Below are 14,752 nucleotides of genomic sequence, written 5' to 3' on the forward strand. Positions count from 1 at the left end.
TCATCCAATGTATATATCTCGTACATATCGTCATAAAGAAAATATAAAAAACGATCTAAAACGTTTTTTTAAAATAGTAAATGACTTCAAATAATATTTTAAGATTAAGGCAAATAAACTTTCACTATTTATTTTGCCTTAAAAACAGCTGTAAAATTTTATAGATGACTATATCACAAAATAGGCTATAACGTTTTTAAAATTATTTTTCCGCGTTTTTAAAATTTGCGGTTTTGGTATCGGCAAATTTGAGTGAAATCACACTCCGCACTTGACTATACGCAAAAATAAATCCAAATCTGGCAAAGTCAAATTTAACTGATTTTGTGCATATTTTGCTTAAATTTTTGCCTTGTCGCCGCACAGTTTCGACGACTCTATTCAACCCGCCAAATTTACGACCGACTGCCGAGCAAATTTAACCGCCGAATTTATCAAAATTTAAAATCCGAAACAGACAAATCTACGCCGCCGGCCGGCTCAATCGATGAATAAAAACCGATAAAGCCCGCCGCAAGCGACGCAAATTCGTCAAATTTGACTCAAAATTAGCCTCACGCGTCCTTGCCGTTTATCGCGTACGCCGAGCGTAAAAACACGTCCGTGCCAGATAGTAGCGCGCTCTCGTCAAAGTCAAACGCTCCGTTGTGATGCCCTGCGGCAAGCTTGGTGCCGATCATCAGATAGCCGCTCTTGCCGCCTGCTTTTTGCACGGCGTGCATAAAATGCGCAAAGTCCTCGCAAGCGCCGAAATTTAGATCCCGCACGATGAGCTCGTCTTTGATAAAAGGCGACTGGCGCGCGGCGCGCTCGTAGATATCGGTGATCTCTTCGCTACTATCGCCTCCGCTCGTGCCGCCGGTTAGCTTCACGTCGTACTGCACGCCGTACATCTGCGCGACGCCCGCGACGATGTCCATGCATTTTTTAAACATAAATTCATTTAGCTCGGTCGTTTCGCCGCGCGTTTCGCAGGCGATGTAGCCGTTTGGCGCGATGACGTTTCGCCCCTCGCCCGCTCGCAAAACGCCCACGTTTATGCGCGTGACGCCGTCAGCATGGCGCGTGATACCGTGCATGGCTAGAGCCGCCTGGGCTGCGGCTAGTAGGGCGTTTGCGCCTTCTTGCGGAGCGCCCGCCGCATGAGCCGATCTACCCGTGAAATTTACGTCGAATTTCGACGTCGCAAGAAGCTTGTTCGTACCGCAGATGATGCCGCCGCTAGTCTTTGCTTGAAAGCCGATATGACCGCCCAGCAGGTAGTCCACGCCATCTAGCACGCCTGCTTGCTCCATCGGCACGGCGCCTCTGGTGCCCTCCTCGGCGGTTTGAAATATAAATCTAAATTTGCCCTTAAAGTCGTCCAAATTTTGCGCGATGAGTTTAGCCATCGCTAGGCCGATCGTGATGTGCCCGTCGTGCCCGCAGGCGTGCGTGATGCCGTCTATATCGGCTCTAAAGCCCTCTTTAAACGGTCTGTGCGCCTCATCCTTGCTCTCGGTCACGTCCACGCCGTCGATGTCAAATCTAAACGCAAGCGTCTTGCCCGGTCTACCCGTATCAAGCTCGGCCACCACGCCCGTTAGCCCATCCTCCATCACGGGCAAAAACTCTCGCTCATCGGCGCTTAGCAGGCTTTTTGCGCGCTCGAGATACTTCTCTTTATCTTTCTCGCTGCCAAGACCTGCTCTGGCTTCCGGCTTCATTATCTCGCGTCCCATTTTTAGGCTGTAGCCGAGCTTTTTTAGCTCGCTAGCGATCTTTGCCGTCGTAAAAAACGTGAAAAATCCGGTCTCGGGATGCGAGTGAAAAAACCGCCTATTTTTCACCATTTCGTCTTTTAGCACTTCGACTTTTGCTGCTACCTCGTCCATTTTTGCTCCTTAAAATTAAAATTTTATTATTTTTCTTAAGGCTAGATTATACACCAAGATTAATTTTAAAAGCTTAAATTTGAGCCCAATAATGATAAATTTAATGCTGATTTTTTCGCGAGCCGACCTGTTTGGTGTAAATTCGCTTTTTATCCGCGGGGTATTTCAGCCGGTTTTTAAGCGGCGATTTGCACCAAAGCGGTGCGGGTAATGCGGGGTAAATTTATATTTTGGGGAACGGTTTTAAAATAAAATTTGGGGCGTTAAATTTGAGTTCGAATTAATTTGAACTCAAATTTACAAAACGAGACAAAGAGGCAAATTTGACTTTAGTCGCCGCGCAGACCGACTAGCCGCAAACAAACTTCGCGCAAAAGCCCAAATTTGCCCTCCAAGCAGCCTATTTTATGCTATTTTTTAGCTTCATTATCCGCTCGTAGGCTTCCTCGATACGCTCTTTTGGTATCTGCTTGGCGCCCACCGCGTCCACTATTAGCTGCGTGACGAGCTCTGCAGTTCTGCGTCCGTCTATCTTGTAGTCGCTAAAGAGCATCACGTCGCCGCCCGCGTTGATAAAGTTTATCACCTTTTCTTGCAGCGTAAATTCCTTTAGCCCGCCCATGAGCATGTCGTCGCTGATGACTACGCCGTCAAATTTGAGCTCGCCGCGTAGCAAGCCGTCGATGATCGCCGGCGAAAGCGAGGCCGGCAGCTCAGCGTCGCGCTGCATGAGGTAGATGTGGCCGACCATTATCATCTTGGCTTCGTTTTTGCGAACTGCATCAAAATACGGCTTAAGCTCGCCGTAGTCGAAATTTTCTATCACGACCTTTGCCGTGTGGCTGTCGGCCTCGACATTGCCGTGTCCGGGGAAGTGCTTCATCACAGCTATCACGCCGCGAGCTTGCGAGGCTCTCATAAACTCGCTCGCATACAGAGAAACCTCGTCTATATCGGCACTAAAAGCTCTGCCGCGCGAGCCGATGATGGCGGATTTTGGATTTAGCACATCGACCACAGGAGCGAAATTTACGTTTACGCCGACGTCTTTTAGCTGCTGCGCCATCTTGCCGTAAAGCTCGCCAGCAGCGGCTAGATCGAGCGTTTTTGCCACTTTTTGCGCCGAAATAAAGGTCTCAAAACCTTCTTTATCCTTAAATCTCGTGACCCGTCCGCCCTCCTCGTCGATAGCGATAAAAATACCCTCTTGCGCCTCTTTAAATGCGCTTGTTAGCTCTGTGAGATTTTTTTTATCCGAGATGTTTTTACCAAGCAGTATCACGCCACCAAAACGCTGATATTTGGCCTCCGAGACGGCTTCTTTGGCGGTTTTGGGATCAGAGCCGTTGAAGCCGACCATTATCATTTGGGCTATCATTTTGCGAAGCGTCGGTTTTTCTTGCGCTTGCGCATCGGCAGCGTTTAGCACAGTCAGCAAACCCGCCAAAAACAGAGCCGAAAAAAGCGCGGCGATAATTTTTTTCATATTTTTCCTTTTTTATTTTTGCGGATTTTACACTATTTTAGATAAATTTGAGGACTCTTGCGCGATTTGGCGCAAGCTTGTAGTTTTCGCGGGTCGGTTGCCGTAAAATTCCGGCTAACATTAATAAAATATTTTCGTATGTAATTTGTGGAAATTTGAGATTTTAGAGTAAAATTTATATTAAAAATCTTTTTATTTTGTTTTTGTTTTATTTATTTTACTATTGCGACGTAGCGCGGATAAGCTGAGAGCAAATTTATGCTATGCAAAAATCTGCTCCCCAAGGCGCTTGCGGTCTAATCCGCAGCATAACGGCCGAGCAAATATCTTTAAACGACAAATTTATAAAAAGAGCTGATTTGGCGGCGAGTAAGATTTGCTATCAGTTAAATTTATATTTGCGCTTATCGCGCAGAAAATATATACCTGACATGAAAATCAGCGCGCCGAATTTGGCTGAAAATGCGCCTACATAAAGCTCGGAGCGTCGTTTGAAAAAAGGATCAGATCGCCTGCTTTGGTGTTTTGCGCCAGGGCTTCTTGAAGCTTGGATTTGTCCTTAATGACGATGACTTTTGGCCTGCTTAGGTGCTTTAGTAGCGCGACGGCGTTTAGCGAGCTTGTTAGCATGACGATGTCAAAGGTCTTGTTGATGATCTTGCTTAGCTTTTCGTTCTCTTCGTCGCTGCTCTCCATGATGCCGGGCGTCACGAGCACCTTGCGCCCCTCGTAGCTACCGACTAGTTCGTAGCTCGCGCTCATGCCGTTAAAGTTACCGTTAAAGCCGTCATCGATGATGGTTTTACCGCCGGCATCAATACGCTCGAGTCTATGCTCGACGTTTTTTAGACGCGCAAGAGCGGAGGCGATCCTAGCCTCGTCTAACCCCAGATATAGCGCGGTTTTGACGCAGACGGCTAGGTTTGAGGCGTTAAATTTACCGAGTAGCGGCGAAGTAAATTCTCTCTCGCCAAGCTTAAATTTGACTCCATCCAAGCTCGCCTCCACGTCGCTTAGATCTCTGTCGTAAATTTCTATCTTTTCGCCCTCGTTTGCCTGCGTGCTGCTGTGCACGAAAGCCTTTTCTAGGCGCTTTGAGCCAAGAGCCTCAAGCTTCGTGGCGCGGATATTTTCAAGCGTTTTAAAGTACTCGATATGCTGCGCGCCGATCTCGCCGACGATGGCGATCTGCGGACTCAAAAACTCCGTGATCTGTGCAATGTCGCCTTTTAGGCGTGCGCCCGCCTCGGCGATATATATCTGCGTACCGACAGCAAGCTCGTTGTTTACGTCTTGGATTAGGCCTGCTAGCGTGTTTACGCTGCGAGGTGTTTTGCGGCAAACGAAATCGTTTTTAAGCAGCTCAAATAGGAAATTTTTTATACTGGTTTTGCCAAAACTCGCAGTTATCATGATGATTTTGAGCTCCGGCATCGAGGCTAGCTTTTTGTGCGCGCTGTTTTCGTAGGCTTTAAATTTAGCCTTTTCCAGCAAAAAGCTAAGCGCAAAAGAGAGCACGAGCGGCAGGACGACGCCTAAATTTACGCGGTACTGCGTCGCTATATAAACGGCGTAGCTAGCGATAACGGCGAGCGCCAAGATAACAAAAAACCTCTTAACTCGCGGCGTAAAAACCAGCTTTTTATCGAGTTTTTTGTGCCAAAGAGCTAGGCTTGGCACCAGTGCAAAGTAAAAATAAATCCAAAAAAATCGCTCCGCCCCGTAAAAAAGCACGATCGGCACGATAAGGAAAAACACGTGCCACAGCGGCCTAGTGAAGTGAAACAGCACGCGCTCAAACTTGTAGGAAAACCACTGAAGGCAGGTGATGAGATAAAATCCCAGCGCAAACGTAAATAAAATCTGCGTCGCGGCAAGGCCGATATTTATGAGGGTTTCGTTCATTTTTTCTCCTAGGTTCGTTTGAGGCGGGCTTTCCCTGCCGCTTTTGCCAAATTTGACATTTTGCAGTTTATTTTTGCAGGCTTGACGTAAATTTCGATAGTTTTTCCGTTAAATTTGAGAGCTAAATTTAAACGCCCTGCTTTATTTTTGTGCCGTAAAATGTAAATATTTATCAGCCGAGATTTTACAGATTTTGGGCTTAAATTTAGCTCGTAAATTTGATGTAGGCCTGCCAAGCCTGCATAAATTTAATACTGATATCGTAATCTAAGGCGCTAGCTCAAATCAAACGTTTGTTGCACAGGCTTTTTTGGGTTTTTTTGAGCGTCTTGCTCATCTTTTGGCAAAATTTGATTTTGTTCGTCGCTGATTGAAACGCTACTTTTAGGTTCTGATTGGTTTTGCACGGTTTCGTGTCCGTCAAACAAATTTTCTTTAAAAACTTGACCGTTTTTGGCGTTTGCATCGTCAAGCTGCGGGTTTTGATCAGCAAGGCTACTATCTTGCGACCGCTCGTCAAAAAGGCTGCTTTGAGAGACGGTTTTTGTGTTTATGGCGACCTCTTGCTCCAAAGCCTCTTGGGTAGATTCCGTCAAATTTTGCTCGGTAGCGTTTTTAAGATCGCCGTTTTCGTCGGCGCACCAGGCTTCCTCGCTCAAATTTTCACGGTTTTTCGGGCCTAAAATTTTCACGCTCTCTATGCCGCTTTCATCATCCAAGTCCATCAAATTTAGCCCCGCATTCACTACACCGTCGATGTAGCGCGCGTGGAGTAAAAAGAAAAAATGATCGCCCTTTAGCGCGTGAAATTCGCTGTTTTTGATGAGGCGACTTACGCGTTCGCCGCTTTTTAGAGGCGTGGCCTTGTCCTCCTCACCCCAAAATATAAACGCTTTGCCGCCAAAGTCCGCAAATTTAGAGCTAAAGTCCTCGTCGACGACGTTTTTTAGGGTCTCGTACATCGTTTTGCTCATGCCTTTTACGTCTTTCGTGGCAAAAAATTTGTATAAAAACCCTAGACCGAACAGCTTTAAAAACTTAAACAAAGCGATCTTAAATCGCACCCAAAGCGGCTTTTTAGCTACGATGCCGGCCGAGCTTAAAAGCGCGAGATATTCGGGATTTAGCAGGGTTGCGACCTTGCCGCCGAAGCTATGTCCGAAGATGATTTTGGGGCTTGCGCCAAGCTCGTCTAAAAAGGATTTTATGATTTTTGCGTAGTCTTTCGTCGCTAGCGCGCCGTGCATACTGCTCGCGCCAAAGCCCGGCATATCGACGTAAACGTGCCGAAAGTCCTTAAAATACGCGCCGAAAGCCTTTTTCATGATCTCTTTGTTTGCACCCCAGCCGTGCAAAAACAGCGCGACGTCCTTGTGCGCTGGATTTACGGTTTCGTAGCTGATGCGGTAAATTTTACCGCCGTATTTTACCTCTTTGACCGCCATTATTCGCCGCTTCCGGCTCGTTTTTTAGCCTCATATATGCTTTGTAGTACCTCGACGGCCTCGCATAGGCGCTCGTACTCGCCCATATTTAGCAGCACGGCTTCAAATTTGTTATTTTTAACGATCACGGCGCGCTTCATCTGCGCCTTACCGACCTTTCCTAAGACGGCGCTAAAATTTCGCACCACTTCGGTCGCCGTGTAAATTTCATCTTTGCTAAAAGTAGTCATTTATGTTCTTTGCGTAAAATTTTGTGTAAAATATAGCGTATCATCCTTTAAACTTAAATTAAAATAGCATATTGTATTATATTTGGTTGATTTTTAGTTAAGCAGGAGAGATTAATGAACAAATATTATACAGTAAAAAAATGCAAAGACAATAAGACCGCAAGGCGCGCATTTTCTATGATCGAGCTTATATTTGTGATAGTGATATTAGGTGTATTGGCTGCTATAGCTATACCTAGGATAAACGCTAGCAAAGATGATGCCTTGGCTGTTACGATGTTTACGAACATAAATCAGGTGGTAGACGAAGTGCAAAACTATTATGCGTCTACGGGTAAGACCGACTTTGCATTTAAAAATATAGCTGCCCCCGATAGTCCAGATAGAAGTTACGATATATCTCGACCGCATTTTATCGTAGAGTACGGCGTAGATAACGGCCTTGATCCTGCACCCAGCAGCGGACGCAGATCCAAGTCTTGGCTGTTTATGACAAAAGAGGTTGCAACTATGTACGGCGACTTCGTAAAATATTGCGTGGCACTAACTGTGGGCTACATGTCTAATTCTGATAAATACGGCGTAATCATAAACAACAACTGGCGCCACAATGAACAAGGAGCGCTACAGCCCGGAGATAGCAGGGTATGCGACAAGTTAAGGACGCTAATAGAAAAAAAGTATAAATCAAAAGATGCGGGGTTTGATATGTATGAGATACCATTCATAAACCAGATAGAGGACTCCATACTCTATCCTCATTGATAAACTGGCGATTTGTCAAACCGTCGTCATCCTTAGGACGCTAAGTCTAAAAATAAAAGCGTCCTAATTCCGTAAAGCCCTACGATCATCTAATTTTATAAACATTTTGAACCACAAAAACTGCAAAGCATAATTTTCTACAATTTGCCTTTTGCCGACGTTATGGAGTTGATAAATTTATAGTCGATATTTATCTCGCGCTCTTTGGGCAAGCTTGCGGCGAGTCGCTCCAGCGTCCCCTCAAAGTCGTCAAATAGATAATTCGCCATACTGCCCGGATTTGGATTGATCTCGTTTAGATATACTTCGCCGTTTATCTCGAAAAAGTCGCAGCGTATCAGCGCCCCGTCAAAGCCGCAGTTGTAGATGCGCTCAAAGCTTTGTTTTAGCTTGGCGGCTAGCTCTGCGCCGATGTCGGCCTCGCGCGCCCTGCTCTCGTTTGAAAAGCTCATATACTTTTGCTCATAGTCTAGAAATTCTTTCTTTTTAGGCTCTTCGATGATGGAAAATTTGATCTCGCCGTCTGCCTTGCAGCCTGCCAAATTGTACTCCTTAACGCCCTCGATAAAGGGCTCTACTAGGATCTCTTTGTCAAACTCGTATGCCACGTCTAGGCCGTATTCTAGCTCGCCAGCGTCCTTTATCACGCTAACTCCTATCGAGCTTCCTAGGCGAAGCGGCTTTAGAATCACGGGCAGCGGTAGGCTAGGCGCCTTTTCCCTGCTTATAACCTCGTAGTTTAGGGTTTTTACGCCGGCTTTTTGCGCGAGTAGTTTGGTTAGCTCTTTGTTGTAGCTTAGCGCGCTAGCCTCCACGCGAGGGCCGATGTAGCTAAGGCCGTAAAACTCGAGCAGCGCTGCGATTTTGCCATCCTCACCGTCCATGCCGTGGACTAAATTTATAAACGCGTCTGCCTCGACCTTTTTCTCGCCGAGCAGCCCGCCCGCGAAAAATCCGCCCTGTTTTAGAGTGAGCTTTTTGGCGTTTTTATACTTGCCAGAGCTAAAGAAATTCGCCTTCATATCGGCGCCGTTTATCAAATAAAATTCTCTAAATTTATCGCAAAATATAAACAAAGGCTCGTTTTTTAGCACCTTTTTTAGGGCTATGGCGCTTACGATACTGATCTCATGCTCGTAGCTTTTTGCGCCAAATATCACAGCAAATTTCATATTTTTTCCTTTTTTATGCTAGTTTTTTTAGGGCTTGTTTGATGAGTTCGCCCGTATTTTGTGCGTCGCACTCGCTAAGCGCCTTGGTTATCTTTTCTCTTTTAAAGCCAAGACTCTCCAGGGCCAAGATCGCTTCGTGCTGATGGCTAGGCAGATTTTCATCCATCGTCATCTTTGCGTCGCTAAGCTCGGCGATGATGCGTCTAGCAGTCTTTGCGCCGATACCCGGCACCGTTTGCAGAGCCGCAGCATCTCCGCTTTTAACCGCGTTTAAAAATGCGTTCGGATTTAGACTAGAGCACACCGCCATCGCAGTCGCCGCGCCGATACCGCTTAGTTTTATCAGCATCTCAAACATCTTTTGTTCGTTACTATCTAAAAACCCGTAAAGCAAGTCCGCATCCTCGCGGATGATCTGCGTGATGTTTAGCTCCACGCTCTGGCCTCGCTCGAGTTTCGCCGAGCAAAAAAGCGAGATCGCCACGCCGTAGCTCACGCCGCCGGCCGTCTTTAAGATGAGATTTGCGGGCTCTTTTTTGGTTATGACGCCCTCGATCGCTTTTATCATCGTTTTCCTTTAAAATTTGCGATTATCTCTAAAATTTGATTAATTCTTGCAAAAATTTATCAGTAACCTCGCTAAAAGCGGCGTTTAGCGCCCTCATCGCGATTTCGCCCTCATCCGCGCCTGCGTCTTTTTGCGAGCTTAGCACGACGCTTTTTAGCTCTTTGCCGTCTTTAAAAAAGCTAAACATCATCGAAATTTGCGCCTTTTGATCTTTGATTTGAAGAGTTAGCAAATTTGACTTTACGCTGATGTCCGCGTTTTTAAAAGAGGGCTTAAACGCGCACTGATCGCTCGCGGCTATGATCAAATTTCGCCTCGCCATCTCGCTTGGGAGCGCTAAAAATTTGATATTTTTTAGCGGACGGATCTCGCCGTTTGCGTCTATTTTCAGGACTTCGCGGCTCTCATACGCGCCAAAAACCCGCACCTCCTCGATGAAAACGGTTTTTTCCGGCTTGTTTTCACACTCTTTAAATTGATCTTCCGCGCCGCCTAGCATAAAATAATTCGTCCTGGGCGCAGGCTTTGCCAAAACGCTACAACCGCTAAAAAACAGCGCCGCCAGAGCTAAAACCGTACTTAAAATTTTCATTTTTCGTCCTTTTTCTGCGTATCTTTAAAGAAAAATTCGTACGGGTCGTCCTCGAGTCTAAAAAGGGTATTTCTAAAATCAGAAATGAGCTTTTGGAAGCTAAGCAACGTCCTCTCCGTCTCGTCGCCAATCGTATTTAGCGCATCTTTCACGTCGTATTCGCCGCTTTTTATCTTTTCTGCTATCGCGGTTTGTAGATTTTTTAGCGCCTGCGCGGCGTCTGCGGCCTTGGTCGTAAACGAATTTACGAACTCAAGCGTGCCCGAGGCGTTTTTTAGCGCTTTTTTTAGCTCATTTAGAGTCAAATTCGCATTTGCCAAAACCTCGTTTGCGTTTGCGATAGTCGCGTTTATATCGAGATTTTCGGCGTTTATCTTTTTAGCGGCTTCATCAACCGAAACCAGGATAGACGAAAATTTAGCCGCGTTTTCGTCGCTTAAAAATTTATTGATATTTTTAAAAGTCATTTCTAAATTTTGCGTCAAGTACTCGGCTCTGTCGCCGATTTTGTCGAAAAAACCGGCCTCAAGCCCGATGTAGGCCTTTTCGTTTTTACTAAAAAGCGGACTGTTTGCGCTTCCTCTAGAGATATTTAGGTAGCCGATGCCGGTTATTCCTTGTATCTGGGCAGAAGCGGTACTGTCTTTTTTGATAGGCAGGTCTTTTCTCACGGAGAGCTCAAGCTCGATAAGGGCTTCTTTTTCGTCGGCAAAGCGGATATCCTTGACGCTGCCAGCGTCTACGCCGATAAATTTGACCGTAGAGTCCCTTTTTATGCCGCTTGGCAGGCTTGTAGTTTTGATGAAATACGACCTGTAATCATCGGCCTTTTTCCCGTATCCGCCTAGCCACCACGCCGCGATACCTAGCGCGCTCACTACTAGCACGAAAAAGAGGCCTATCAAAGTATAATTTATTTTATTTCCCACCGTTTTTCCTTGTTTTTAAAAGCTCTTCGAGCGGATTTTCGGGCATTTGTATCAGCTGCTCAAACGTCCCCTCGAAGGCTATCTTTTTATCCTGAAGTATCAAAAACCTATCTAAAATCGTGCAAATACTGTCTATATCGTGCGTCACCATCACTACCGTGACGCCAAGCGTATCTCGCAGCTCCACCACCAGCTCGTCAAATGCCCGCGCGCTACTTGGGTCAAGGCCTGAGTTTGGCTCGTCTAAAAACAGAATTTTAGGACTTAGCACCAGAGCCCTAGCCATAGCCACGCGCTTTTTCATACCGCCGCTTAGCTCGCTTGGGTACTGCAAAGCGACGTTTTCGCTAAGGCCTACTTTTTGCAGCCAAAACATCGCTATCTCGCGCATCGAGCGCTCACTCATCCCGCTATACTCTTTTAGCAGGATATAGATGTTTTCCAGTACGTTCATCGAGGTATAAAGCGCGCCGAACTGAAACATCACGCTGCAAGCAAGCTTTATCTCCTGCCTGGCTGCTTCGTCTAACGACCACAGATCGCGCCCTAGCATCTCGATCTTGCCCGCGCTTGGCTTTTTTAGATATATCATCGTTTTCATCAACGTCGATTTACCCGTGCCGCTACCGCCCAGTAGACCGTAAATTTCAGCCTCGTTTACGTGAAAATTTAGCCCGTCGTGGATCACTCGGTCGCCGAATTTCGTAGTTAAATCAGTCGCTTTTATTATCATTTATATGCCTAGCTGCGTGAAAATAATCGAAAACAGCGCGTCCACCATGATCACGCCAAATATCGCATTCACCACGCTCACGGTCGTATATGTGCCCACGCTTTGAGTATTTCCGCCGATCTGAAAGCCTCTCATGCAGCCGATAAACGCGATCACGACGCCAAAAAACGGAGCCTTAAAAAGCCCGACGTAAAGATGCTTGATCTCCACCTCTTGGCCAAATCTCGCTAGATAGCTATCAAAGCTGATGTTTAGGTAGTTTTCCATCACGACCATCTCGCCTAGTATCCCCGATACGTCGGCTAAAAACACGATAAGAGGCATGGCTATGATGAGAGCTATCACGCGCGGCAGAACGAGAAATTTAAACGGATCAAATCCCATCGTTTTCATCGCGTCGATCTCTTCGGTAATTTTCATAACGCCGATTTGCGCGGTAAAGCTAGACGCCAGACGCCCCGCCACGATGATAGCGGCGATGAGCGGAGCTATCTCGCGCAGGGTCAAAAGCCCCATCATCTCGACGATTATTATCGTAGCGCCAAAACTCGCAAGCAGGCTTGAACCCTGATAAGCTAGCACTATACCGATGAGAAAAGAGGTGAGGCACACGATAAAAACGGACTTTATCCCCGCATCCTCAAAATAAGCCAAAATTTCCTTTACGCGGATATTTTTTAGCATGAATATATTGCTAAATTTAACCAAAAACTCGCCCATAAAATTTAAAAATGCGCAAAATCCCGCAAAAAACGCGGTTAAATTTTTGCCGATTTGAGAAAGCGGATTTCCGCGCGGTTTGGAGTTTATGATCTGTTTTATTTTGGGATTTACTTCGCTATTTATCGAATCAAAAATCTTTTGCGCGTGCGGGGTTAAATTTATAAGCTCATAGCTTTTACGCGCATTTTGTAATGTATTTTTTAAAAATAGAGCCGCGGCATAGTCAAACTCTTTGACGTCTTTAAAATTTAAGACGATTTTGCTAAATTTATTCGAGCTAAGTAGATTTTGCGTAGCCTTCCAAATTTTAGCTGGCAGCTTGTAATTCCAGTCGTTTTTTAGGTTTATCTTTAGCGCTTCGCCCTCTTGCTCGCACTCAAAAAATTTACTCTTAAATTTTAAAGAAAAAGGCAAATTTAGACCTTTCTTAGGTTGTTATTTTTCTTGATAACGTAGTCTATATCGCCCTCCTCGGTTTGAACCTTTGCGATCTTTAGCACGCGGGCGATCTCATTTTCTCTGGTGTTGTAGGTTATATCGCGAGCTGGATCTACGAGCCTAAATTTAACCTCGTTAAATTCGCGCCACTTATCGTGATTTATCACTTTGGAGTTAAAAATCCCCTCTTGTATTCCTACTATCTCCTCTTTTAGCTCGGCGATCATATCTTTTTTTTCTCTAAAATCCTTTAAAAGCGCGTTGTACTCGTGCACTAGCTGCTGATATTCTTTTAGCTTCTTTATAAAAGTAGCCGGCGGCGTAATGCTTGAGTTTTTTAGCTCCTCGATCTTAGCTTTGATGACGTTTATCGGGCCTTTGTTTTCCTCTATGACGCATCTTTTGGACTCTAGGATTCGCGGCATTTTAGCGATTTGTTCTCTTATGATTTTTATCTTCGCCGTAGCTTCATTTATCTTTTCGCCCGAGTTTTTTACCATGCTAAAATCTACTAAAATTTTATTATTTACGCCTTTTAGCCTTTTTATCTCCACGCTATCTGCTACGATTATTTTCGCATTTGACGCTAGAGTGTCGATGATTACGCTTTCTGCGATTATCTCTCCGCCTAGAACCGACTTTATGCGAGCGATTTTAGCTTTTACCCTGCCGCCTTCTAAACGGTCTATATCGACGCTGTCTCCCTCAAAGCTACCGATATGCACGGCTATTTTCGCTTCTTTGGCTTCGATTAGAGATTTTGCGTGGGTTTGTCCGCCTATAGATACTTTATTTGCCTTTACGACGGCGTTTGCGGCGACGTTTCCTTCGATATTTACTTCATTGGCCTCAACGGTCATGCCCGTGCCTATGGCGTCTTTATTTATATCTCGCTCTTTTACGTTTAGCGTGACGCTGGTATCTAGCCCCGCATCTACAGAACCGGTGGTTTTAAAAGAAATTTCATTTACGTCTAGCTCGTCTTTGATATCAAAGACTCCGTTTTTTTCGTAAACGTAGCCAGCCTTTTTACAAAAATATCTTATACCCGTCTCATCCTCGGCGCAATAGATGTTTTCGGTGATTTGCGGCATTTTAGTTATCGTCGTTTTGGCTTTTTGGATAGCTAGGAGGTTTCCGCGCACGTCGCGGCCGCTAGAACCGTCTTTGGCTTTTATATATTCTATTATCAGCTCGTTTTCTATCGCTCCTAGCAGATAGCCTCTGTTTGCGTGATCGATTTTGCCGTTTTCGTCCGCGTTTTTTATCTTGCTTTTATAATAAAATATCAAATCGTCATCCACCGAGGGTTTAGCCTCTACGCCCTGCGTCACCGTAAAAACGTAGTCTTTGTCCAGATATTCCTTCACTCTTAGCGCAGATGTAATTTTGGCTATCTCCTCATGCATCGTTTTATCTCTGATACCGATTAGGATGCCTACTTTTATCATTTTTTTATAGATGAAATCAACCATCTTTTTGCCCAGTTCCTCGAAATAAACGGCGTCTCCTCCGCGCGAAACGGTAGCTAGGATTTTGGTTAAATTTTTATTGGCGTTTATAGCTATGCTAGGCAGCACGATGGGCTTAGCGCGTCTAAGGTCGTAAAATTTGACTCTATAAATTTGCTTTAGGCTCTCTACCTTTTCTACGTAAAATTTATCGTCGTCAAAGACGCCCAGCTTGCTTTGGGCTAGCATTCTTGGCGATTTTTCTCCGACTATTTTGCACTCGGTTTTAAAGTCTAAAATTTCAAAATCTATAAATTTATTATCCACTCCGTACTTTCTAACTAGATTTAGCACCTCGCCGTACGGGCTTGGCGTTTCTATCTCGATGTCTTCAAGGTACGTTTGCGCGTTTTGGTTTTCTGGCACGTGATACTCTCGCAA

The 14,752-nt window shown here is 45.4% G+C and carries 13 protein-coding genes; 1 reads left to right on the plus strand and 12 read right to left on the minus strand.

Annotation, left to right across the window (positions count from 1 at the left end; translation table 11 throughout):
• Positions 1 to 554: 554 nt before the first annotated feature.
• The 5 genes from Q0218_RS08285 to Q0218_RS08305 form a co-directional block, all read right to left on the minus strand.
• Positions 555 to 1,874, minus strand: coding sequence for an amidohydrolase (locus tag Q0218_RS08285; RefSeq protein WP_297968562.1), 1,320 nt, complete (start codon positions 1,872 to 1,874; stop codon positions 555 to 557).
• A gap of 400 nt (positions 1,875 to 2,274) precedes the next feature.
• Positions 2,275 to 3,360, minus strand: coding sequence for a glycoside hydrolase family 3 N-terminal domain-containing protein (locus Q0218_RS08290; protein WP_297968565.1), 1,086 nt, complete (start codon positions 3,358 to 3,360; stop codon positions 2,275 to 2,277).
• Between the two features lie 468 nt (positions 3,361 to 3,828).
• Positions 3,829 to 5,265, minus strand: coding sequence for a UDP-N-acetylmuramoyl-tripeptide--D-alanyl-D-alanine ligase (murF, locus tag Q0218_RS08295; protein WP_297968567.1), 1,437 nt, complete (start codon positions 5,263 to 5,265; stop codon positions 3,829 to 3,831).
• Between the two features lie 275 nt (positions 5,266 to 5,540).
• Entirely contained in the window at positions 5,541 to 6,710 is a 1,170-nt protein-coding gene (locus Q0218_RS08300) for an alpha/beta hydrolase (RefSeq protein ID WP_297968569.1), read from the minus strand.
• Positions 6,710 to 6,940 (minus strand): type II toxin-antitoxin system Phd/YefM family antitoxin, encoded by a 231-nt coding sequence (locus Q0218_RS08305; RefSeq protein ID WP_002947827.1) that lies wholly within the window; start codon positions 6,938 to 6,940, stop codon positions 6,710 to 6,712. The genes Q0218_RS08300 and Q0218_RS08305 overlap by 1 nt, the downstream gene beginning before the upstream one ends.
• A gap of 114 nt (positions 6,941 to 7,054) precedes the next feature.
• Between Q0218_RS08305 and Q0218_RS08310 the strand changes: the two genes are divergently transcribed.
• Complete coding sequence (locus Q0218_RS08310) at positions 7,055 to 7,705, plus strand: type II secretion system protein (RefSeq protein ID WP_297968571.1); 651 nt, start codon at positions 7,055 to 7,057, stop codon at positions 7,703 to 7,705.
• A 137-nt stretch (positions 7,706 to 7,842) separates the two neighbouring features.
• Here the strand turns inward: Q0218_RS08310 and Q0218_RS08315 are convergent, their stop codons facing one another.
• From Q0218_RS08315 to Q0218_RS08345, 7 genes are read right to left on the minus strand one after another with little or no spacing between them, the layout of a single operon-like run.
• Positions 7,843 to 8,877, minus strand: coding sequence for a D-alanine--D-alanine ligase (locus Q0218_RS08315; protein WP_297968575.1), 1,035 nt, complete (start codon positions 8,875 to 8,877; stop codon positions 7,843 to 7,845).
• A 13-nt stretch (positions 8,878 to 8,890) separates the two neighbouring features.
• Positions 8,891 to 9,445, minus strand: coding sequence for a Holliday junction branch migration protein RuvA (gene ruvA / locus Q0218_RS08320; RefSeq protein ID WP_297968578.1), 555 nt, complete (start codon positions 9,443 to 9,445; stop codon positions 8,891 to 8,893).
• Positions 9,446 to 9,473: 28 nt separating this feature from the next.
• A complete protein-coding gene (locus Q0218_RS08325) occupies positions 9,474 to 10,037 on the minus strand; it encodes a hypothetical protein (protein WP_297968581.1) in 564 nt (187 codons plus the stop codon).
• Entirely contained in the window at positions 10,034 to 10,966 is a 933-nt protein-coding gene (locus tag Q0218_RS08330) for an MlaD family protein (RefSeq protein ID WP_297968584.1), read from the minus strand. The genes Q0218_RS08325 and Q0218_RS08330 overlap by 4 nt, the downstream gene beginning before the upstream one ends.
• On the minus strand, positions 10,956 to 11,699 hold the full coding sequence (locus tag Q0218_RS08335; protein WP_297968586.1) for an ATP-binding cassette domain-containing protein: 744 nt from the start codon (positions 11,697 to 11,699) through the stop codon (positions 10,956 to 10,958). The genes Q0218_RS08330 and Q0218_RS08335 overlap by 11 nt, the downstream gene beginning before the upstream one ends.
• Complete coding sequence (locus Q0218_RS08340; protein ID WP_297968588.1) at positions 11,700 to 12,836, minus strand: ABC transporter permease; 1,137 nt, start codon at positions 12,834 to 12,836, stop codon at positions 11,700 to 11,702.
• A 2-nt stretch (positions 12,837 to 12,838) separates the two neighbouring features.
• A complete protein-coding gene (locus Q0218_RS08345) occupies positions 12,839 to 14,752 on the minus strand; it encodes a flagellar assembly protein A (RefSeq protein WP_297968591.1) in 1,914 nt (637 codons plus the stop codon).

It is taken from the genome of uncultured Campylobacter sp., from assembly GCF_938039245.1.
In the GTDB taxonomy this organism is placed as follows: Bacteria; Campylobacterota; Campylobacteria; order Campylobacterales; family Campylobacteraceae; genus Campylobacter_A.